The 21,157-nt window shown below is 64.9% G+C and carries 20 protein-coding genes; 15 read left to right on the top strand and 5 right to left on the bottom strand.

The window, feature by feature from the left end:
- Nucleotides 1-49 precede the first annotated feature (49 nt).
- From AB0876_RS20625 to AB0876_RS20600, 6 genes are all read left to right on the top strand, one after another.
- Nucleotides 50-580 (top strand): mycothiol transferase, encoded by a 531-nt coding sequence (locus tag AB0876_RS20625; RefSeq protein ID WP_526042820.1) that lies wholly within the window; start codon nt 50-52, stop codon nt 578-580.
- Nucleotides 577-1,149 (top strand): phosphatase PAP2 family protein, encoded by a 573-nt coding sequence (locus tag AB0876_RS20620; RefSeq protein WP_491840356.1) that lies wholly within the window; start codon nt 577-579, stop codon nt 1,147-1,149. Before AB0876_RS20625 ends, AB0876_RS20620 begins: the two co-directional genes overlap by 4 nt.
- Nucleotides 1,150-1,555: 406 nt before the next feature.
- Nucleotides 1,556-2,698, top strand: coding sequence for a hypothetical protein (locus AB0876_RS20615; protein ID WP_526042819.1), 1,143 nt, complete (start codon nt 1,556-1,558; stop codon nt 2,696-2,698).
- Between the two features lie 197 nt (nt 2,699-2,895).
- The gene (locus AB0876_RS20610; RefSeq protein ID WP_491840358.1) at nt 2,896-4,425 is read left to right on the top strand and encodes an aldehyde dehydrogenase family protein; all 1,530 of its coding nucleotides are present in this window, start codon (nt 2,896-2,898) and stop codon (nt 4,423-4,425) included.
- 73 nt (nt 4,426-4,498) lie between these two features.
- Nucleotides 4,499-5,356 (top strand): polyphosphate kinase 2, encoded by an 858-nt coding sequence (gene ppk2 / locus AB0876_RS20605; RefSeq protein WP_491840359.1) that lies wholly within the window; start codon nt 4,499-4,501, stop codon nt 5,354-5,356.
- 36 nt (nt 5,357-5,392) lie between these two features.
- Nucleotides 5,393-6,241 carry a hypothetical protein gene (locus tag AB0876_RS20600; protein ID WP_526042818.1) on the top strand — a complete coding sequence of 283 codons (849 nt, stop codon included), beginning with the start codon at nt 5,393-5,395 and terminating at the stop codon, nt 6,239-6,241.
- A 29-nt stretch (nt 6,242-6,270) separates the two neighbouring features.
- Here AB0876_RS20600 and AB0876_RS20595 read toward each other — a convergent pair whose 3' ends face one another.
- From AB0876_RS20595 to AB0876_RS20585, 3 genes are all read right to left on the bottom strand, one after another.
- Complete coding sequence (locus tag AB0876_RS20595) at nt 6,271-7,431, bottom strand: neutral zinc metallopeptidase (protein ID WP_526042817.1); 1,161 nt, start codon at nt 7,429-7,431, stop codon at nt 6,271-6,273.
- Between the two features lie 137 nt (nt 7,432-7,568).
- Complete coding sequence (locus tag AB0876_RS20590; protein WP_526042816.1) at nt 7,569-9,131, bottom strand: BamB-related PQQ repeat family beta-propellar protein; 1,563 nt, start codon at nt 9,129-9,131, stop codon at nt 7,569-7,571.
- A gap of 226 nt (nt 9,132-9,357) precedes the next feature.
- Nucleotides 9,358-11,394: a prolyl oligopeptidase family serine peptidase gene (locus AB0876_RS20585; protein ID WP_526042815.1), complete on the bottom strand. Its 2,037-nt coding sequence runs from the start codon at nt 11,392-11,394 to the stop codon at nt 9,358-9,360.
- Between the two features lie 26 nt (nt 11,395-11,420).
- Here AB0876_RS20585 and AB0876_RS20580 point away from each other — a divergent pair, with 26 nt between their 5' ends.
- Genes AB0876_RS20580 through AB0876_RS20560 form a run of 5 tightly spaced genes read left to right on the top strand, consistent with a single transcriptional unit; the run spans nt 11,421 to nt 14,407 of the window.
- A complete protein-coding gene (locus tag AB0876_RS20580) occupies nt 11,421-11,915 on the top strand; it encodes a DUF779 domain-containing protein (protein WP_491840364.1) in 495 nt (164 codons plus the stop codon).
- A gap of 35 nt (nt 11,916-11,950) precedes the next feature.
- Nucleotides 11,951-12,229: a putative holin gene (locus AB0876_RS20575; protein ID WP_491840365.1), complete on the top strand. Its 279-nt coding sequence runs from the start codon at nt 11,951-11,953 to the stop codon at nt 12,227-12,229.
- Nucleotides 12,222-12,716, top strand: a complete 495-nt coding sequence (locus AB0876_RS20570; protein WP_491840366.1) for a hypothetical protein — start codon at nt 12,222-12,224, stop codon at nt 12,714-12,716. The genes AB0876_RS20575 and AB0876_RS20570 overlap by 8 nt, the downstream gene beginning before the upstream one ends.
- 30 nt (nt 12,717-12,746) lie before the next feature.
- Nucleotides 12,747-14,141, top strand: coding sequence for a dihydrolipoyl dehydrogenase (gene lpdA, locus AB0876_RS20565; RefSeq protein WP_526042814.1), 1,395 nt, complete (start codon nt 12,747-12,749; stop codon nt 14,139-14,141).
- Nucleotides 14,138-14,407, top strand: a complete 270-nt coding sequence (locus AB0876_RS20560; RefSeq protein WP_526042813.1) for a hypothetical protein — start codon at nt 14,138-14,140, stop codon at nt 14,405-14,407. Before lpdA ends, AB0876_RS20560 begins: the two co-directional genes overlap by 4 nt.
- Nucleotides 14,408-14,459: 52 nt before the next feature.
- Here the strand turns inward: AB0876_RS20560 and AB0876_RS20555 are convergent, their stop codons facing one another.
- Together AB0876_RS20555 and ramB are read right to left on the bottom strand one after the other, a co-directional pair.
- Complete coding sequence (locus AB0876_RS20555) at nt 14,460-15,011, bottom strand: carboxymuconolactone decarboxylase family protein (protein WP_491840368.1); 552 nt, start codon at nt 15,009-15,011, stop codon at nt 14,460-14,462.
- A 126-nt stretch (nt 15,012-15,137) separates the two neighbouring features.
- Nucleotides 15,138-16,553: an acetate metabolism transcriptional regulator RamB gene (gene ramB, locus AB0876_RS20550; protein ID WP_526042812.1), complete on the bottom strand. Its 1,416-nt coding sequence runs from the start codon at nt 16,551-16,553 to the stop codon at nt 15,138-15,140.
- A gap of 118 nt (nt 16,554-16,671) precedes the next feature.
- Between ramB and AB0876_RS20545 the strand changes: the two genes are divergently transcribed.
- The 4 genes from AB0876_RS20545 to AB0876_RS20530 all read left to right on the top strand — a co-directional run bounded on the left by AB0876_RS20545 (nt 16,672) and on the right by AB0876_RS20530 (nt 21,023).
- On the top strand, nt 16,672-17,493 hold the full coding sequence (locus tag AB0876_RS20545) for an acyl-[acyl-carrier-protein] thioesterase (RefSeq protein WP_526042811.1): 822 nt from the start codon (nt 16,672-16,674) through the stop codon (nt 17,491-17,493).
- 255 nt (nt 17,494-17,748) lie between these two features.
- Nucleotides 17,749-19,035: an isocitrate lyase gene (aceA, locus tag AB0876_RS20540; RefSeq protein WP_491840371.1), complete on the top strand. Its 1,287-nt coding sequence runs from the start codon at nt 17,749-17,751 to the stop codon at nt 19,033-19,035.
- Between the two features lie 99 nt (nt 19,036-19,134).
- The gene (locus tag AB0876_RS20535; protein WP_526042810.1) at nt 19,135-19,995 is read left to right on the top strand and encodes a 3-hydroxyacyl-CoA dehydrogenase family protein; all 861 of its coding nucleotides are present in this window, start codon (nt 19,135-19,137) and stop codon (nt 19,993-19,995) included.
- A gap of 152 nt (nt 19,996-20,147) precedes the next feature.
- Complete coding sequence (locus AB0876_RS20530; RefSeq protein WP_491840373.1) at nt 20,148-21,023, top strand: cyclopropane mycolic acid synthase family methyltransferase; 876 nt, start codon at nt 20,148-20,150, stop codon at nt 21,021-21,023.
- Nucleotides 21,024-21,157 lie beyond the last annotated feature (134 nt).

The following is a 21,157-nucleotide window of genomic DNA, read 5'->3' as shown; positions in this document are numbered from 1 at the left end:
GATGGTAGTCGGACCGGCAGTCGGCTGTTTCGCGAGTAGCGTCGATGCCATGACTGCCGCTGCTTCCGGCGCCGATTCCGACGCCGTCCGCGAATTGCTGCGTGACGCATTCACCCGGCTCATCGAGCATGTCGACGATCTCACCGACGGGCTGACCGAAGAGGTGTCGAGTTACCGGCCCACGCCGCAGGCCAACAGCATCGCCTGGCTGATCTGGCACAGTGCGCGCTGCCAGGACCTGCAGTTGTGCGACATCGCCGGGATCGAGCAGGTGTGGACCCGCGACGGCTGGAAGGACCGGTTCGGGCTCGACCTGCCCGGCAACGACATCGGCTATGGCCACAGCCCCGAGGACGTTGCGAAGGTGCGCGCCTCAGCCGAACTGCTGGCGGGCTACTACCTGGATGTGCACAAGGTGACGCTGGCCTACATTGCCGGGGTGACCGCCGAGGACCTCGGCCGCGTCGTCGACGACCGGTGGGATCCGCCGGTGACGGCGAGTGCGCGGCTGGTCAGCATCATCGATGATTGCGCCCAGCATCTGGGCCAGGCCGCATATCTGCGCGGCATCGTCCCTTGATCGCCCGGTGGTGGCCCCTCGTCGGCCTCACCGCCATGGTCCTGCTCGGCTGGGCGGTCCGCGCGGGACCGGTGCCGATCGACGACTGGTTCCAGCAGATCGGGGCCGAGCTCGGTTCATATCGGGACGCCTTTCTGGTGTTCAGCAAGCCGCTGCTGGTGACGGCCGCGTTGCTGGTCGGCATCGTGGTGGCGCTGCGGCAACACCGGAAACGGTTGGCGCTCGCCATGGTGGTGAGCCCGCTGGTTGCGATCACCGTCGTGCGCGTCATCAAGCCGATCTTCGGCAGGGAGAAAGGCGGTGCGCTGGCCTATCCCAGCGGCCACACCACCTTTGTCGTCGCGGTGACGAGCCTGCTCGTGTTGTTGGCAGGCATGAGGCTGTGGGCCCTGGTGGTGGCGGTCTGCGTCGTCCTGCTCGCCATGTTCGGCCTGTCGATGACCTTTCACTACTTCACCGACACGATCGGCGGGGTACTGCTGGGCACCTCGGTGGTGGGGGTGGCCGCGATTTTCGCCCGAGATGGGCGATATGACCAGGTGGACGACGCCTCGCCTGATCTTCGCTGAGCGATCATCTGTCGGTTCCGGACTTGTTGACCGGTGGCTACCCGCGATCCAGAGCCGTCTGGTGTGAAACGGTGCGGGGTCCCGTCGGGGCATTTTCAAGATCGCTTAACCATCAAGCACCAGTTGACAGTTCAGGTCGGCCGGTCATCGATCGGTGTTGCATGCCGCAATGCTTTTAGAACTGGCGTGGCTACACAGCAAACTCTTCGTGAGGGTGCGAGCTGCGCAGATGGCTACATTTCGATTTTTGCGGCAACGGCGCCGACCGCGAAGGTAGTTGCATATGCAACAACTGCAAAATTCCCACCTGAGAAAAACCTGAGATCTTGATTAGTGGCAGGTAAATTTCGGCGCGTACCGAGTCATCGGTCAGCCCAAATAGCAAGTCATCGAGGGGATTTCATCAATGAACAGTCGTGTCAACAGTCGTGCCTCGAGCGGTCTGGCCGCATGCGTCGCCGTCGCCACCGCCGGTGTCGTCGCGATCCCTCCGGTCGCGGTGTCGGCACCCACACCGCCGCGCGTCCTCGACGCGTCGACGGCCTTGATGGCCAGCTTCGAGGGGATGAATCAAGCGGGGCTGGTGTTCATGGCCGGTCAGCGGCTCGCCGACCAGTTCGTCCAGGCACCGCTCACTCCCTTCGTCCTCGCGGCCCAGCTCGTGGCCGGCGACAACGAGCGGCTGTTCTCCCAGATTCGCCAGATTGTCGATTCACCGGTCTATGTCGCCGATCCGCTCATCGAAGCGATTGCCATCACGCTGCCCGACGAGTTCGGTGGCGGCTCGGACCACGTAACCAACACCTCGGCCGGTGACGGCGCCTTCATGCAGTTCCGCAACAACGAACTCCTGGGCCTCCGGGATGACATCAACGCGCAGTTCGCGCAGGTGCTCGACGTCGACACCCCGTGGCCCAACGACAACTACACCGCGGCGCTCGCTCAGGGACTGCAGGAATCGGCGCTGCGCAGCGTCAACGGCGCCGTGCTCGGGGCGGTCGGCCTGGTGTCCGTCGCGCAGGCGGTGGCATCCGGCGACCAGCTTGCGGTCTACAAGGCGGTGAAGGAATACATCGATGCGCCGATGTGGGTCGCGGACCCGGCTATCGAGGGGCTTGCCGAAGCACTCCCGGCCGGGCTCGGTGGCGGCACCAATCACGACCCGACCGACCCCACCGGTGACGGCACCCTCATGCAGTTCCGCAACAACCAGCTGATCGGTGCGCGCGATTCCGTGCGGATCGCGGCAGCCAACGTGCTCGGCGTGCGCGACAAGGTGGACAGCACCGGCAACGTGATCGCCAACAACAGCCTCAATCGGAGCCAGTTGCTGTCGGCCACCGACGACAAGTCCGACCAGAAGCCGAAGGTGAACAACCTCAAGCCCCACATCACCAACCTCAACGCCGCGCTCGACGGCGCCAAGGACAAGGCCGAGAAGCGGAGGGAAAAGGCCAAGGCGAATGTGGACAAGGTCGTCAAGAAGGTGCGCGAAGCGACCGACAAGACGGCCAAGAAACTCGGTTCCAAGAAGGGTTCTGAGGACTGAGGAGCTGCCGGCGTAGAGCGCGGTGGTGAGGGGTCACCGCGCTCTCGGAAACTTCCCCTCGAATTCGACGAGATGGCCGCTCACGCAACCCGCGGGGCGGCCATTTCGTCGATCTGGGCGCCCAGTCGCGGCCAGCAACTTGACAGGTGTCAACCCCGGTGCGACGTGGGTCACACACGGTGATTAACATAGGCCTCATGACAGCGACGCCAGATGTAGCTCGGACCGCGGATTTCACGGGTTCCGGCACTATTCACAACCCCGCCACCGGGGCCGTCGCCGGCCAGGTGACCTGGACCGACGCCGCCGACGTGCCGCGTATCGCAGCCGGTCTGCGGGAAGCTCAGAAGGAGTGGGAGGCCCGCGGCGCCAAAGGCCGCGCCAAGGTCCTCTCCCGCTACGCGGTGTGGTTGGGCGACCACCGCGACGAGATCGAGAAACTCCTGATCGCCGAGACCGGCAAGTCGGCCATGGACGCCGCGCAAGAGGTCCCGCTGCTGATCATGATCCTCTCCTACTACATCAAGGTGGTGGAGGAGGCGATGGCGCCGGATACCCGTCCGGCCGCGCTGCCGATCATGTCGATCAAGAAGATCGCCGTGCATTACCGGCCGCGTCCCGTCATCGGGATCATCGCGCCGTGGAACTACCCCGTGGCCAACGCAATGATGGACGCCATCGGCGCCCTGGCCGCCGGGTGCGCAGTGCTGCTCAAGCCGTCTGAGCGCACCCCGCTGACCGCCGAGGTGCTGCTGCGCGGCTGGCTGGATTCCGGCGCCCCCGAGGTGTTCGCTCTCGCGCAAGGTGCGCGTGCGGTGTCCGAGGCCGTCATCGACAACTCCGACTACGTCCAGTTCACCGGTTCCTGCGCCACCGGAGCCAAGGTGATGGAGCGGGCGGCCCGTCGTCTGACCCCGGTGAGCCTGGAGCTCGGCGGCAAGGACCCGATGATCGTGCTCGAGGACGCCGACGTCGAGCTGGCCGCCAACGCCGCGGTGTGGGGCGGGATGTTCAACGCCGGCCAGACCTGCGTGTCCGTCGAGCGGGTCTATGTGCTCGATCCGGTCTACGACCAGTTCGTCGCCGCGACCGTAAAGGCCGTCGAGAACCTCAAGATGGGTACCGGCGAGGGCTACCACTTCGGCTCCCAGATCGACGACAGCCAGGTGGCGATCACCGAACGCCACGTCAACGAGGCCGTCGCGGCCGGCGCCAAGGCGCTGACCGGTGGCAAGCGCCCCGAGGGCGGGGGCAGCTTCTTCGAGCCGACCGTGCTGGTCGACGTCGACCACTCGATGGCCTGCATGACCGAGGAGACCTTCGGTCCGACCCTGCCGATCATGAAGGTGTCCTCGGTCGAGGAAGCCATTCGGCTGGCCAACGACAGCCCCTACGGGCTGAGCGCCTCGGTGTTCTCCAAAGATGTCGACCGGGCCAAGGCCATTGCGCTGCAGCTTGATTGCGGTGCGGTCAACGTCAACGACGTCATCTCCAACCTGATGTGCACCACCGCGCCCATGGGCGGGTGGAAGACCTCGGGCATCGGTGCCCGCTTCGGCGGCGTCGACGGGGTGCGCAAGTTCTGCAAGCAGGAGACCGTGGTGGTGCCGCGCACCAGTGTGGGCGCCGGCGGCAGCTACTACAACAACTCCGAGAAGGCGATCGTTCGGATGAACAAGCTGCTGACCAAGCTGGCGCTGGCGCGTCCGCGCCGTAAGGCCAAGTAGCTCCGAGTAACGCACTACCAGGCGTTCACCCCGGCGACACCTCGGTGTTCGCCGGGGTGGATACCGTCGGCCGGTGACTCTCGACATCACCGGGTACACGGTCCGCGACGACGACGATGACGACCCCGAACTGCTGCTGGAACCCAGCGGCGAGGTCGTCGACACCTGGCGGGAGAACTACCCGTACGACGACCGCATGTCGCGTCAGGAGTACGAGGAACAGAAGCGCCTGCTGCAGATCGAACTGCTGAAGCTGCAGAAATGGAGCCAGGGCAACGGACTCCGCCACGTCATCGTGTTCGAGGGGCGTGACGCCGCAGGCAAGGGCGGCACTATCAAGCGGTTCATGGAACACCTGAACCCCCGCGGCGCCCGCGTGGTCGCGCTGGAGAAGCCGACCGAAAAAGAACGCACCCAGTGGTACTTCCAGCGCTACGTGCAGCACCTGCCCGCTGCCGGTGAAATCGTCCTGTTCGACCGCTCCTGGTACAACCGCGCCGGGGTGGAACGCGTGATGGGCTACTGCTCGCCCAAGCAGCACGCCGAATTCATCCGGCAGGCCCCGCTGTTCGAGCAGATGCTGGTCAACGATGGCATCAGTCTCACCAAGCTGTGGTTCTCGGTCACGCAATCCGAACAGCGCACCCGGTTCACCATCCGTCAGGTCGACCCGGTGCGGCAGTGGAAACTCTCACCCACCGACCTCGCATCGCTGGACAAGTGGGACGACTACACCGCCGCCAAGGAAGACATGTTCGCCTGGACTGACACCGAAATGGCGCCCTGGACCGTGGTCAAGAGCAACGACAAGAAACGCGCCCGCATCAACGCCATGCGCCACGTGCTCGGTAAGTTCGATTACGACAACAAGGATTTTGAGGTGGTCGGCCACGCCGATCCGCTGATCGTGGGGCGAGCCCTGTCGGACTGAACAGTCTGGCCGCCGCCCGGAAACTAGGAGGACGGCGTGCGCTTCGTCATGACGCTGTTCCTGTGGGTGTTGACGACGATCCTGCTGGCCGCGGCGCTGCCGTCGGCGTGGGTGCAGAAGAACATCATCGACCAGCAGGGGTACTCGTCCTTCGCCGCAGGTGCCGCCGGCGACCCGCAGTTACAGCAGGCCGTCGCCGGGGAACTCACCACCCAGGTGCAATCCCTGGCGGCACAGAATGGGGCACAGGTGGATTCACGGCAGATCCGTGCCGTGGCAGGTGCCTACACCGCCGGACCCGACTTTCCCGGACAGTTCGCCCTGGCCAACCAGCTTGCGCACACCTGGATGTTCACCGACCGGCTGTCGCGGGACGAGAACGGCAGTTGGGTGATCGATGTGGCCCCGATGCTCAGGGACACCTCGTTCCGCGAAACCCTGTCCAACTTCGGTGTCGAAGTGCCGCAAACCCTTACGGTCCCCATCGCCTCGTCGGCGCCGGACAGCCTGCGGCCGGGGATCCTGCGGCCCCTGGCGGTGTGGGGCCCGTGGGTGAGCGTCGGGGTGACGGTGCTGGCCGGCGTCTTCGCCCTGCTGACTCTGGCGGCTGCGCGCGCCCGGGGTAAAACCCTTGCTGCACTGGGTATCTCCGCCTTGTTGGTGGGTGCCGCCGGTTGGGCCGGGCTGGAGGCAGGCCGGCGCTACCTCAACGAGGCGCTCAACCACACCAGCGGGGACATCCGCCAGATCGCCGACGCCATGGTCGGACATGCCATCGACAGCCTGCACCAATGGCTCAACCTGGCCCTGGCGGCCGGCGGTGCGCTGGTGGTGTTCGGGATCGTGGTGGCGCTGCTCGGTGGGTTGCGGCGTCGACCAGCTTGAGTTCGGGTTGCGCCCAGTAGGTTTCGCCGCTACGACACGTCGCTGGCAGGCGAGAGCCAGGTGTTGCATTCGCCGATCTTGTTCAGCCGATAGCCCTGATCCCACCAGGATCCATAGTGCTCAGGTGATCCGTGGTCGCGTGGCGTGACGGAATTCCAATTGCCGTTTGCCACCACCTGGTAATCGGCGACGGTGAACCGGCCTCCGGTGTCGACAATGGAGCCGACGAACATGCCGGAGAAGCACTGCGCCTGAAGCTCCATGCGGCGCGACAGTTCCAGCCCTGGTTCGGACTGCTCGCCGACGGCTCGCGCCTGTTTGTACATTTCACTCAAGGTCCCGATGAGGTGTTGGACGTGATGGCCATATTCGTGGGCGAGCACTGCCACGTTGAAGATCACCTCGGCGCTGTCTTTTTTCGGGGACAAGCTGGACAGCGGCACGGACAGAGTTTCCGTCTCATTGCAGTACATGCCTGCATAGCCGCGCATCCCGTCGCTATTGCATCCTTCGGCCAGGGACACCTTGGGACTACGGAATTCCATTCCCGCCGCGGTGATCAGGGGCTTCCACGCCGTGTCCATGCACGACACCGCCGTCTCGTAGAAGATCTGGGCCGCTGCCGCGTCGCTCGGCCAACCGACGGGATTGCATGGTTGTTTGGCCAGCCCGGCGTCGAAGTTGGCAGCGATCCGGTTTTGTCCCAAGGCCGCCTCGCCGGTGGGCAGGGGCTGCGCACTGGTGGTGGTTGGGTGCGGCGTCGTGGTGGCGGTGTACGACGGTGTGGACGTGAGTTCGCTGGTCGGGACTGCGCCTGCCGGGCTGACCGGCTCGCTGGCGCTGGCGGTGCGCTGCTTATTGAGCACTAAGACCCCCACGGCCACGAGTCCCAGCACCACGACGACGGCGGCGGCCGACCCGATCAGGATGGCGGGGCGCCGAGAGCTTTTCGGCAACGGCACAGGTGTCGGATAGGCGGGGGACGGAGCGCCCCAGGGGTCGACGAAGTGCTGCTGCTGCGGCGGCGGTCCTGATGGTGCGGTAGCCCAGGGATCGACGGCTGAAGTCCACGGGTCCGCCGGCTTGGCGGTGCCCTTTTCGGCCGGTGTGAACGGGTCGGCGCCCGCGCCGAAGGGATTGTTGTTATCCCAGGACTTGGGCGGCGGACCGAACGGACCCCACGACTGCATTTCGAGAACGATACTGGCCCGACCAGGCGCGGCTGCGCACCAATTCCCGGCGGGGCCCCGCTGGCCGCTCAGCGTCTTGCCAGAGGAACTCGTACGTCAGCGCGGACCTGAACGCCGCCTCCAGCGTCAGCGCCGTTTCACGCCCACCGGTGTACGCCCTGTATGCCGCCCGTCGACGCGGAAAACAGCCCATTGCCAAGCCATTCCGCGCCGTTCATGTCGTTGTTCTGCTTCTGCCAGACTTCCTGCGCGCTCGTTACCTCCACGCACGTCACCCCGTGCACACTCATGCCTGAGTCGACCAGTACGCGTTGACCGTCATAGCCCTGCGCCCAGGTGATCTGTTCCGGGTAGTGCGTGGATATCGACAAGTACACGTTGTTGTTGAAGGTGCCGCAATCGTGCGTGCTCAGCTGGACCGAGCGCTCGTCGCGGTCATCGAGTAGGCCGAGAAAACATGTTTTGTCGCTGCCGAATCCGACGACTTTGGCCGTTTGGCTCGGCGTTACCATGCCCACCGACCACAGGATGGCGCCGGTAGCAGGATCATACGCGCGCAAACCGCCCCTGGATGGGTTGAAAGCCACCGGATAGTAAGTCCCGGACGAGGCGGTGAAGTGCCTGTCGTTGTCGATCAGCCGGAATCCGTCGGCAGCTGTCGACGCCGTTTTCGCACCGGTGAAGTCGTAAAAGTCGATCGCCGAGGAATTCGACAACGCAAAGCCGCTCGCGAAAGCCATACCGCTGTCGACTGCGGGGGCCTCGACGAGCGTGCGACCGGAATTTGCGTCGACCACCCGCCCCGGGCCGCCCGTGACGGCGATGATGATGACCGCCTGATCGCCGTAAACGTCCACACCTGCGTTTGTGCGATTGTCGATGCGCCACATTTCGGTGCCGTCGGGCCGGTATCCGGCCAGCTCCCCAGAGGTTGTGACCACGAACCCGTCACCAGCGGAGTAAAGGTCTGCACCCAATTTGCCGGCCGCGATCTCGTGGTGTTTCTCGGCACCGGTCTCGGTGTCGAAGAAGATCAACACTTCCTCCAGGCCGTTGCCGGTGGACAGGGCGCAGCCGATGGTTGTGGACGCGCGATCGACTACGCAGTCGTCTTGGACGAATTTCTTGAGGTCTACATTGGCCGGCGATACCGACTCAGGCCAGCGCGGGGCACCGTTTGCCGCGTCCAGAGCCATGAGGCCCTGGTCTTCCAGGCCGACCGCAACGGTGTGGCCATCGCCCCCGAGCAGGTGTGGCCATCTGTCTGTCCGGAAACTCCACTTCGGATTCACAGTCGGCTGTTGGAGCGACGCCATCTGGATGTCGCGGGGCGGACGTAGTGCGCCCAACGGCGCCGGAGGATCGGGCAGGGGTCCGGCCTGCGGCCCTGAAGCGGTACTCGTGGCAGGGTCTTCGCTGTCCCCGGAGTTCAAGCGCCACAGCAGTGTCCCTACTCCGGCCGCGGCGACCACGACCACGGCAACCACTGCGAACGCCAGCCACTTCTTGCTCTTGCGTGGTGGCGGTTGCTGCGGCGGGGCCTGACCTATGACCGGCGGTCCACCCATGGGGAAGGTATGCGGCGGCGAACCGGCAAATTGAAAGGGGCCGGGCCCTCCGGACGGATACTGGCCGCCGCCAAAAGGATCCCCCGGGATTGGGCCGCCCGTAGGCGGATAGCCGTAAGGCGGCTGGTTCATCGACTCCATCCCCCATGGTTCGAGTCGTCAGGGCGTGGGCCTGACGAGTTTTCTGGACCATACCGGAGGGCAGTGACCCTTCCGCGGAAGGACAGACAGAAAGGCCCCGGCTGCATCCACTCCGTCCCTCAGCAGGCCAACGCCTTTGGCCAAGTGGCGAACTTGTTGAGAAACGATCATGCCCAGCACCGCGGCGAGGGTGAGTGGCGGGGTAGCGCCGCAAGCCCTATGGCCTCAGCGTTTGCCAGAGGAACTCGTACGTCAGCGCGGACCTGAATGCCGCCTGTTTGTTGTCGGCCGCGCCGCCGTGGCCACCTTCGATGTTCTCGTAGTACAGCACCCGGTGCCCGGCCGCCTCCAGTGCCGCCGTCATCTTCCTGGCATGGCCGGGATGCACCCGGTCATCGCGGGTCGAGGTGGTGATCAGGATCGGCGGGTACTTCGCGTCCTTCGAAATATTCTGGTACGGCGAATATTTCGACATGAACTCCCAGTCCGCCGGATCGTCGGGGTTGCCATACTCGGCCACCCACGACGCACCCGCCAGCAGCAGGTGAAAACGCTTCATGTCCAGCAGTGGCACGCTGCACACCAGCGCCCCGAACAGCTCCGGGTAGTGGGTCAGCATGACCCCCATCAGCAGCCCGCCGTTGCTGCCGCCGGAGGCGCCGAGCTGCTCGACCGTGGTGATGCCGCGGCTCACCAGATCCGCTGCCACCGCGGCGAAATCCTCGTACACCAGATGGCGGTTCTCGCGCATCGCCTGCTTGTGCCAGCCCGGGCCGTACTCGCCGCCGCCGCGGATGTTGGCCTGCACGAAGGTGCCGCCGCGGGCCAGCCAGGCTCGGCCCGCGCCGCCGAGGTAGCTCGGCGTCAACGAATTCTGGAACCCGCCGTAGCCGTAAAGGTGGGTGAGGCTCGGTTCGTCGCGGCGTCCGACCACGAAGTACGGAACCTGCGTGCCGTCCTTGGAGGTCGCGAAGAACTGCTCGACGTCGATGCCCGTGGCGTCGTAGAACGCCGGCGCCGACTTGACCTCGGCCAGCGGGCCGCCGGCGGTGCCGTACAGCAGCTTTGACGGCGTGGTGAATCCGCTTGAGTTGTAGAAGACTTCGTCACCGAGGTGATCGCAGTCGACGACGATGGTGTCGGTCGCGGGTGGAATGTCCGGCGCGTCCCTGTGCTCCCAGGTGCCGGGAGTGACGATCTCGACGTGGCTGGCGACATCGCGCAGCGTGACGAGGATCAGCTTCTCTTTTGTCCACTGCACACCGGCCAGGCTGCTGTGCTCATCCGGCTCGTAGATCATCGCAAGATCGGCTGTGCCGGAAAGAAAGTCGTCGAACGTGGTGCCGAGGAGCGCGCCGGCGGGGTAGGTGACGTCACCCACCTGCCAGTCGGTCCGCAGGGAGATCAGCAGCCATTCGCGGTGCAGCGACAATGACGAGTCGGTGGGTACCTTGAGCTCGATCAGCTCACCGTCGCGCAGCTCGTAGCGGATGCGGTGGTAGAAGTCGGTGTAGCGGCCCAGTCGGGTGTGCTCGAAGCCTGGGCTCCGGTCGACCGATGCGATCACCCGGACATCGGTCGGCTCCGCCTCGTAGACCGTCTCGGCCTCGGCCAACGGCTGGCCACGCCGCCACCGCTTGGCGATCCGCGGATATCCGGACTCGGTCATCGAGCCCTCGCCGAAGTCGGTGCACACCAACAGGGTGTCCTCGTCCTCCCAGGACACCGACGACTTGGCTTCGGGCAACTCGAACCCGCGCGATACGAATTCTTTTGTCCGCATGTCGAACTCGCGTACCACAGTGGCGTCGGCGCCACCGCGGGACAGGCTGATCATGGCCAGCGTGTGGTCCGGCTCGATCACCTCGGGCCCGGACCACACCCAGTTCTCGTCCTCGGCGCGGGCCAGCTCGTCCAGGTCCAGGATCACGTCCCAGTCCGGATCGTCGGTGCGGTAGCTCTCCAGCGTGGTGCGCCGCCACAGGCCGCGCGGATTCGCCTCGTCGCGCCAGAAGTTGTACAGGAACTCACCACGCCGGCCCGGGTAGGGGATCCGCGCATCGGTGTCGAGGATCTCCAATATCTCGGAGCGCATCGTCTCGAAACGTTCACCGCTCAGCTGGGCGAGCGTCGGCTCGTTGTGGGCACGCACCCACGCCAAGGCGTCGTCGCCGGTGATGTCCTCAAGCCACAGATAAGGGTCCTCAGCCACCTGTCCATTGTGACTGCGCGAGTACTGTGAGCTGAACAACACCACTGGCCCGTGGAAGTGAGGACGTGATGAGTCGAGCACCGGCGCGGGCCCTGATCACCGTGGCCGCCGCCGATCTGCTGGCGCGGTTGCAGGAGCGTCACGGGGCGTTGATGTTCCACCAGTCCGGCGGATGCTGCGACGGCTCGTCGCCGATGTGTTACCCCGACGGCGAGTTCATCGTCGGTGACCGCGACATCGTGCTGGCGGTACTCGACGTGGGCACAGGTGTGCCCGTGTGGATCTCCGGCCCGCAGTTCGAGGCGTGGAAGCACACCCAGTTGGTGATCGACGTCGTCCCCGGCCGCGGTGGCGGGTTCAGCCTGGAAGCACCCGAGGGCATGCGCTTCCTGTCACGTGGCCGGGCGTTCACCGACGAGGAGAATGCGCTGCTGGCCGAGCAATCCCCGGTAACGGGCGCGCAGTACAGCGCCGGCGCCCGTCCGCCCGATACCGGCAGCCACCTGGTCGACGAAGCCGCCGACGCCTGCCCGGTCCCCGCGGGACGCGCCGTACAGATGTAACGGGTCGTCACGGGTCGCGGCGTTATCGTCGAAGAGTGATTCCGCTGCCACGGGCGTGGCTGCTGACCGGCGCAATGTCGGTCGGCGTAGCGGTCGGGCTGCTGGCAGGGATCGCCACGACACTGCTGGTGACGGTCTCCGTTCGGCCCGATGCGGTGATCGCCCTCGTCCTCGGAGTTCCTGGCGTCCTCGGGACGCTCCTGGTCCTGGTCGCGGGGCGGCGCTGGGTCACCACACTCGGGGCTTTCGCACTGGCCATCGCACCCGGCTGGTTCGGTGCGCTGGCGATCATCGAGGTGGCATCCCATGGCTGAGGACGTCGACACCTCCACCGCGGACTTCGCCCCGCTGTTCGACACCGGGGAAAACGAGATCGTCGCCGACGAATGGTCGGCCGCCGCTACCCCTGCGGAAGACATGTCGCCGGACCAGACGGAAACCGACGACGCACCCTCGGCGCCGCTGCCCGCCCCGGCCCCGTCTGTCGTGGTCGAGGGGTCCTATCTGTCGGTGAAGTGGTGGACGTTCGTGGGCGTGCTGGCCGGGGTGTGGTTCGTCTCCGCCGCTGCCGGCGCGGGCCTGTACTACTACTGGTATCAGTCAGCCGACAAGACCTGGCCGGTGTTCGCGGCGCTGGCCTATGTCGTCGTCACCACGGTCGGTGCGCTGCTGGCATCGACGGCGCAGCGCAAACCGGTGGTATCGGCCCTGGCTATCGCCCTGATGTCGGCGCCGGTGGCGGCAATGGCCGCAGCAGCAGTTTTCTACGGCGCCTACGTGTTCGGCTGGATCGCCCGGTAGCACCATTGCGCCGCCCACTAGGGTGGGGTCGTGACCCACTTTGACGTTGTCGTTCTCGGAGCTGGTCCCGGTGGATACGTCGCGGCCATTCGTGCCGCCCAACTGGGGCTGAGCACCGCAATTGTCGAGCCCAAGTACTGGGGCGGTGTGTGCCTCAATGTCGGGTGTATCCCGTCCAAGGCGTTGCTGCGCAATGCGGAACTCGCACACATCTTCAACAAGGAAGCCAAGACCTTCGGTATCAGCGGTGAGGCCACCTTCGATTACGGTGCCGCCTTCGACCGCAGCCGCAAGGTCGCCGACGGCCGTGTGGCCGGCGTGCACTTCTTGATGAAGAAGAACAAGATCACCGAGGTTCACGGCTACGGCACCTTCACCGGGCCCAAGTCGATGTCGGTGAAGCTCAACGAGGGTGGCACTGAAGAGCTCACCTTCGACAACGCAATCATCGCCACCGGTTCGTCGACCCGTCTGGTGCCGGGCACCTCGCTGTCCGAGAACGTGGTCACCTATGAAACCCAGATCCTCTCGCGCGAGCTGCCGGGCTCGATCATCATCGCCGGCGCCGGCGCGATCGGCATGGAATTCGCCTACGTGCTGAAGAACTACGGCGTCGACGTCACCATCGTCGAGTTCCTGCCGCGCGCCCTGCCCAACGAGGACGCCGAGGTCTCCAAGGAGATCGAGAAGCAATACAAGAAGCTGGGCGTCAAGATCCTCACCGGCACCAAGGTCGAGGGTATTTCAGACGACGGATCGACGGTCAAGGTCACCGTCAGCAAGGACGGCAAGACCGAGGAGCTCGAAGCCGACAAGGTGCTGCAGGCCATCGGTTTCGGGCCCAACGTCGAGGGCTTCGGCCTGGAGGCCGCCGGCGTCGCGCTGACCGACCGCGGCGCCATCGCGATCGACGATTACATGCGCACCAACGTGCCCGGCATCTACTCCATCGGCGATGTCACCGGCAAGCTCCAGCTGGCCCACGTGGCCGAGGCGCAGGGCGTCGTCGCCGCTGAAACCATCGCCGGCGCAGAGACTCTCGCGCTGGGCGACTACCGGATGATGCCGCGCGCCACGTTCTGCCAGCCGCAGGTCGCCAGCTTCGGGCTCACCGAAGAGCAGGCCAAGGCCGAGGGCTACGACGTCGTCGTCGCCAAATTCCCGTTCACCGCCAACGGCAAGGCGCACGGCCTGGCGGATCCGACCGGTTTCGTGAAGCTGATCGCCGACAAGAAGCACCTCGAACTGATCGGCGGGCACCTGATCGGGCCGGACGTCTCCGAGCTGCTGCCGGAGCTGACCCTGGCGCAGAAGTGGGACCTGACCGCCAACGAGTTGGCCCGCAACGTGCACACCCACCCGACCCTGTCGGAGGCGCTGCAGGAGTGCTTCCACGGGCTGACCGGCCACATGATCAACTTTTGAGAAACGAAATCGTCGCTGGCATAGCCGGATTGGTGGTCGGCCACATTGTGTGGCTGGCCGCCATCACATTGGCGACCGAGGGCTCCCGCGTCAACATCTGGGTGCTGTTGGTCGCGGCCCTGTCCTTCATCGGCGGGTCCGCGGGGGCCTACTTCGGCCGGCGTAAGTACCAGCAGAAATCCCACACCTGGGCGGCATTCCTGTGGACGCTGCCAGTGTCCCCGGTGCTGTTCTCGCTGGTGCTGCTGGGCGTCACGTACCTCTAGCGATTTGGGTGCACTCAGCGGCGGTGAGCGCCGCCAATTGCACCCAAATCGGCTAGTCGGGGAAGTCGAGCGGGATTCGCAGCGTCGTCATCGTGGCGGCCAAACCGTCGTATTGGGCTGCCAGCAAGCAGAATTCGATGAGCTGCTGCTTGGTCAACAGCTTCGACAGGGCAGCCCAGGTCTCGGGGGAGACCGACCGGGTGACGACGAACTCGTCGGTCGCGGTGACCAAGACCCGCTGCCGATCGGTCAAGCCTTCGGCATCAGGCCCCTCGAAGATGCGGGCCTGGGTCTCGGCGTCGACACCGCGGCTGCGGGCCAGCCGGCGATGCTGCTGCAGCTCGTATTCGCAATCCCGCAGGTGGCCCACCCTCAGGATGACCAGCTCGGCATCCTGACGCGACAACTTGCCCAGCGGGCCGAGCAGCAGGCCCGAATACGGCAGCCAGGCCAGGAACAGCAGCTTGTGCTGGCCGAGCACGTTCATCAAGGTGAACCTCGGTGCCCGGATGGCCCTGGCGCCCAGCTTGGCGATGGCCCAGTTGACCGGGCCCAGCTCGCGGAATCCGCCCGGCGCGATGCGGGCCGGCTCGAGTGCACTCACCCCGCCGAGTCTGGCACAGGTGGCGCGCGGCTGGACTCGTCGCACCGCTTTCCACCGGAGGGCTGTTGATCGGCAGTCGTCACGACCCAGAGGTAGAAAACGGCGAGCGAGCGTTCCCGCCGCGAGCTAGGGCTCCCGCACCAGATACGGCGACACCGTCGAGCGGTGCTCGTTGAGATCCAGGGCCTTGCCGAGCGCCGGGAATGCACGTTGCGGACAGTTGTCGCGCTCGCACACCCGGCAGCCCGAGCCGATCGGGGTGGCCACCTCGCCAGAGAGGTCCAGCCCTTCGGAGTACACCAGCCGATGGGCATGGCGCAGTTCGCATCCCAGCCCGATCGCGAAGGTCTTGCCGGGCTGCCCATAACGCGACGCGCGTCGCTCCACGGTGCGGGCCACCCACAAGTAGTTGCGGCCGTCGGGCATCTGCGCGATCTGCACCTGGATCTTGCCCGGGTTGGTGAAGGTTTCGTACACATTCCACAGCGGGCATGTGCCGCCCGAGGAGGAGAAGTGAAAGCCGGTGGCGGACTGACGTTTTGACATGTTTCCGGCGCGGTCCACCCGGACGAACGAGAACGGCACACCGCGCATCGACGGACGCTGCAGCGTGGAAAGCCGGTGCGCGATGGTCTCGTAGCTCACCGAGTAGAACGCCGACAGCCGCTCCACGTCGTAGCGGAAATTCTCAGCCACATCGTGGAATTGGCGGTACGGGAGCACGGTCGCCGCGGCGAAGTAGTTGGCCAGCCCGAGCCGGGCCAGGGTGCGCGATTCGTCGCTGGTGAACATGCCTTCGTCGACCATCTTGTCGATGAGTTGGCCGAACTCGAGGAAGGCCAGTTCGGCCGCCATCTTGAACACCTGCTGGCCGCGGGAGAGGTGATTGCCCATTTCCAGGGTCTTGGTGGCCGGGTCGTAGCGGTGCAGCACGGTGTCGCCCAGATCGATCCGTCGCACGATCCGCACCCCGTGCTCGGTGGTCAGCCGGTTGGCCAGCTCGCCGGCCAGATCACCGCGGTGCATCCGGATTTTGGCGGTCAGATCCTCGGCGGCGGTATCGAGCTCGTGCAGATAGTTCTGCCGTTGGTAGAAGTAGTCGCGCACTTCCTCGTGCGGCATGGTGATCGACCCGCTCCCGCTGCCGTCGGAGTACCGGTCTTCGGTGGCGGCGGCCAACTGGGTGGTGGTGAGCCGGTACCGACGGTGCAGGTTCACCATGGCGCGGGCGAAATTCGGATAGGCCGCCACCATGTCGGCGACTTCGGCGACATCCATGTCGGCGCCGAGGTCGCGGTCCATCGCCACCTCGCGCATCTCGGCGACCAACCGGGTGTCGTCGTGCGAGGCGAAGAACGTCGCGTCCACCCCGAACACCTCGGTGATGCGGAGCAGCACCGCCACGGTCAGCGGTCGGACGTCGTGCTCGATCTGGTTGAGGTAGCTGGGGGAGATCTCCAGCATCTGAGCCAGCGCGGCCTGACTGAATCCACGCTCGCTCCGCAGTTGTCGCACCCGTGACCCGACGAACGTTTTTGCCACGTCAAATAGCCTAACAAGTTGCGAAGGTCGCCTTTGCATTCTTGGCAGTTCAGGCTCTACTGGCAGTATCGGGCTGCCTGGCATGATCGGCTGAGGCGACAGCGACTGGGAGATGACCATGACGGGAACCGCGCAAACTTCGACCACCGGGCTGAACAAGGTGATGATGCCGGTGCCCGATCCCCATCCCGACGTCTTTGACCGGGAATGGCCGCTGCGGGTCGGCGATATCGACCGGACCGGACGGTTGCGGTTCGACGCCGCCGCCCGGCACATCCAGGACATCGGCTCCGACCATCTGCGCGAACTCGGCTTCGAGGAAACCCATCCGCTGTGGATCGTCCGTCGCACGATGATCGATCTGGTCGGCCCGATCGAGTTTCAGGACATGCTGCGGATGCGCCGGTGGTGTTCGGGAACGTCGAACCGGTGGTGTGAGATGCGGGTACGTATCGACGGCCGCAAGGGCGGGCTCATGGAGTCCGAGGCGTTCTGGATCAACATCAACCGTGAGACGCAGGGCCCGGCCCGTATCTCCGACGACTTCCTCTCGGGCCTGCGCCGCACCACCGACGAGGCCCGGCTGCGCTGGAAGTCCTACCTGAAGGCCGGCAGTCGTGAGGATGCCGCCGAGATTCGCGAGTACCCGGTGCGGGTGTCGGACATCGACCTGTTCGATCACATGAACAACTCGGTCTACTGGACGGTGATCGAGGACTACCTGTACTCCCATCCCGAGCTGCTGGAGAAGCCGCTGCGGGTGACCATCGAGCACGACGCCGCAGTGGCGCTCGGCGAGAAACTCGAGATCCTGTCGCACGTTCACCCGGCCGGATCGACCGACAAATTCGGTGAAGAGCTCTCCGACCGCACTGTTAGAACGCTCACATATGCCGTCGGCGACGAGACAAAAGCGATCGCATCACTGTTCTCGCTCTGACCCCTCCCGGTTTAACAGTACGAGCGTACTGACCTGCGCCTTTGGGCTACCCGTCGGTAGCTTCTGAACCGGTACAGCCATCATATTTCTTCGCAACCTTCGCAAGTTAACTAAGCGCTTTGGCGAAAGTTGGCAACTGAAACGGGTGGACCTGCGGATATGGGTTATGACATCTTCGGATTAGCACACCAGTGAAGCTGCTGCGGCGTTAGCAAGAAACCGCGGCGGTCGAACCAAAACCGAAGGAGCAGTCCTATGTCGACCGTGGGCACCCCCAAGTCACCGGAGCAGATCCAGCACGACTGGGATCACAACCCCCGCTGGAAGGGCATCACCCGTACCTACACCCCGGCCGACGTGGTTGCCCTGCAGGGAACCGTCGTCGAGGAGAACACCCTCGCCCGCCGCGGCGCCGAGGTGCTGTGGGAGCAGCTCCACGACATGGACTTCGTCAACGCGCTCGGCGCGCTGACCGGCAACCAGGCCGTGCAGCAGGTCCGCGCCGGCCTCAAGGCCATCTACCTGTCCGGGTGGCAGGTCGCCGGTGACGCCAACCTGTCCGGCCACACCTACCCCGACCAGAGCCTCTACCCGGCCAACTCGGTGCCGCAGGTCGTCCGCCGCATCAACAACGCTCTGATGCGTGCCGACCAGATCGCCAAGGTCGAGGGCGACACCTCGGTCGAGAACTGGCTCGCCCCGATCGTCGCCGACGGTGAGGCCGGCTTCGGTGGTGCGCTCAACGTCTACGAGCTCCAGAAGGCCATGATCGCCGCCGGTGTCGCCGGTTCGCACTGGGAAGACCAGCTGGCCTCGGAGAAGAAGTGCGGCCACCTCGGTGGCAAGGTGCTGATCCCCACCCAGCAGCACATCCGCACCCTGACCTCGGCCCGCCTGGCTGCCGACGTCGCCGACGTGCCCACCCTGGTCATCGCGCGCACCGACGCCGAGGCCGCCACCCTGATCACTTCCGACGTGGACGAGCGCGACCGCCCGTTCATCACCGGTGAGCGCACCAACGAGGGCTTCTACCGGGTGCAGAACGGCCTGGAGCCGTGCATCGCCCGCGCCAAGGCCTACGCGCCGTACGCCGACCTGATCTGGATGGAGACCGGCACCCCGGACCTGGAGCTGGCCAAGAAGTTCGCCGAGGGCGTCAAGAGCGAGTTCCCGGACCAGATGCTGTCCTACAACTGCTCGCCTTCGTTCAACTGGAAGCAGCACCTGGACGACGACACCATCGCCAAGTTCCAGCGCGAGCTGGGCGCGATGGGTTTCAAGTTCCAGTTCATCACGCTGGCCGGCTTCCACGCCCTCAACTACTCGATGTTCGACCTGGCTCACGGCTACGCCCGCGAGCAGATGAAGGCCTACGTCGAGCTGCAGGAGCGCGAGTTCGCCGCCGAGGAGCGCGGTTACACCGCCACCAAGCACCAGCGTGAGGTCGGCGCCGGCTACTTCGACCGCATCGCCACCACGGTTGACCCGACCAGCTCGACCACCGCGCTGGCCGGTTCCACCGAAGAGGGCCAGTTCCACTAAGTCTGGGACCTCTGGACCCGCAGGCTTGACAGCAGCAGGCCCCGCTCAGAATTCTTGGGCGGGGCCTGTCGCATGTCCACGTATTGAGAAAGTGAAGTCGTGAGCAATCAAATTGAACGTGTAGGTGTGATCGGTGCCGGCCAGATGGGCGCGGGTATCGCGGAGGTGTCCGCCCGGGCCGGTGTGGACGTGTTGGTCTTCGAGACCACCGACGCACTGGTCACCGCCGGCCGCAACCGCATCACCAAATCGCTGGAGCGCGCGGTGAGCGCGGGCAAGGTCACGGAGCGGGAGAAGGGCGCCGCGCTGGGCAAGCTGAACTTCACCACCACCATCGACGACCTGGCCGACCGGCAGCTGGTCATCGAGGCCGTGATCGAAGACGAGAACGTCAAGGCAAAGATCTTCGCCGACCTGGATCGCGTGATCACCGACCCCGACGCGGTGCTCGCCTCCAACACCTCGAGCATTCCGATCATGAAACTCGCAGCAGCTACCCAGAATCCTGCCAGGGTCTTGGGCCTGCACTTTTTCAACCCGGTTCCGGTGTTGCCGCTGGTCGAATTGGTGAGCACTCTGGTGACCGCGGATGCCGCCGCCGCGCGCGTCGAAGACTTCGCCAGCACGGTTCTCGGAAAACAGGTTGTCCGTTGTTCGGACCGGTCCGGTTTCGTCGTCAACGCGTTGCTGGTGCCGTACCTCCTGGCGGCGGTCCGGATGGTCGAGGGTGGCTTTGCCACAATTGACGATGTCGACAAGGCAGTGGTGGCCGGGTTGTCCCACCCGATGGGGCCGCTGCGGCTGTCAGATCTGGTCGGATTGGACACCCTGAAGCTGATCGCCGACAAGATGTTTGACGAGTTCAAAGAGCCTTTGTACGCCGCGCCGCCGCTGCTGTTGCGCATGGTGGAGGCGGGACAGCTTGGCAAAAAATCGGGCCAGGGCTTCTACAAGTACTGAAAAAGGCCGCGCTGGCACTATGGCCGAGGCTTAGCTAGTCTACCCATGGTAGGGCCTGCTGGCTCGCTCTATAGAGTCTGCATGTAAAACATGTGTCGGCCCCTAAAACCATTGGTCGTCAGCAGCAGAAACGCAAAGAGGTAATTTTTCGCATGTCTAACGTCGAGTCCGATCTTGCTCCGTACTACGAGGAGTCGCAGTCGATCTACGACATCTCGAATGAGTTCTACGCACTCTTCCTCGGGCCGACCATGGGCTACACCTGCGGTTACTACGAGCGCGAGGACATGAACCTCGAGGAATCGCAGAACGCCAAGTTCGATCTCGCGCTGGGGAAGCTCGACCTCAAGCCGGGCATGACGCTGCTGGACATCGGCTGCGGCTGGGGTGGATGCCTGGAGCGTGCGCTGATCAACCACGACGTCAACGTCATCGGGATCACGCTCAGCAAGGAGCAGTCGGACTACGCCCGCAAGCGGTTGGCCAAGGTCGACACCAACCGCAACGTCGAGATCCGGTTGCAGGGCTGGGAAGAGTTCAACGAGCCTGTCGACCGCATCGTGTCGATCGGCGCATTCGAGGCCTTCAAGCAGGAGCGCTACCCGATCTTCTTCGAGCGGGCCTACAGCATCCTGCCGGACAACGGCGGCCGCATGCTGCTGCACACGATCCTGGCGCACACCCAGCAGTTCTTCCGTGAGAACAACATCAAGCTGACGATCAGCGACCTGAAGTTCATGAAGTTCATCGGTGAGGAGATCTTCCCCGGTGGGCAGCTGCCTGCGGTCGAGGACATCGAGAAGCTCGCCGACGACTCGGGCTTCAAGCTGGAGCGCATCCACCTGCTGCGTCCGCACTACGCGCGCACGCTGGACATGTGGGCGGCCAACCTGGAGGCGGCCAAGGATGAGGCCATCGCCCTGCAGGGCCAGGAAGTGTACGACCGGTTCATGAAGTACCTGACCGGTTGCGCCGACTTCTTCCGTCGTGGCATCACGAACATCGGCCAGTTCACGCTGGTCAAGTAGGTTCTTTCAAGAACTGCCCCCGACAACTCGTCGGGGGCAGTTCTTTTTGCGTATTCGACACCGAAACTGAACTGAGGGACAGAATCCACGCGGATCTCGTCCCTCAGTTCAGTCTCGGGCGCAATGCGGGGTAG

Source organism: Mycobacterium sp. NPDC049093, from assembly GCF_040704635.1.
Classification (GTDB): domain Bacteria; phylum Actinomycetota; class Actinomycetes; order Mycobacteriales; family Mycobacteriaceae; genus Mycobacterium.
Note: the sequence above shows the minus strand (reverse complement) of the source record. Positions and strands in the feature narration are given on the sequence as shown.

Coding starts and splice junctions, on each gene's coding strand:
- AB0876_RS20625 (WP_526042820.1), top strand. CDS start 50: ATGACTGCCGCTGCTTCCGGCGCCGATTCCGACGCCGTCCGCGAATTG.
- AB0876_RS20615 (WP_526042819.1), top strand. CDS start 1,556: ATGAACAGTCGTGTCAACAGTCGTGCCTCGAGCGGTCTGGCCGCATGC.
- AB0876_RS20610 (WP_491840358.1), top strand. CDS start 2,896: ATGACAGCGACGCCAGATGTAGCTCGGACCGCGGATTTCACGGGTTCC.
- AB0876_RS20595 (WP_526042817.1), bottom strand. CDS start 7,431: ATGCAGTCGTGGGGTCCGTTCGGTCCGCCGCCCAAGTCCTGGGATAAC.
- AB0876_RS20590 (WP_526042816.1), bottom strand. CDS start 9,131: ATGAACCAGCCGCCTTACGGCTATCCGCCTACGGGCGGCCCAATCCCG.
- AB0876_RS20580 (WP_491840364.1), top strand. CDS start 11,421: ATGAGTCGAGCACCGGCGCGGGCCCTGATCACCGTGGCCGCCGCCGAT.
- AB0876_RS20570 (WP_491840366.1), top strand. CDS start 12,222: ATGGCTGAGGACGTCGACACCTCCACCGCGGACTTCGCCCCGCTGTTC.
- AB0876_RS20545 (WP_526042811.1), top strand. CDS start 16,672: ATGACGGGAACCGCGCAAACTTCGACCACCGGGCTGAACAAGGTGATG.
- aceA (WP_491840371.1), top strand. CDS start 17,749: ATGTCGACCGTGGGCACCCCCAAGTCACCGGAGCAGATCCAGCACGAC.
- AB0876_RS20530 (WP_491840373.1), top strand. CDS start 20,148: ATGTCTAACGTCGAGTCCGATCTTGCTCCGTACTACGAGGAGTCGCAG.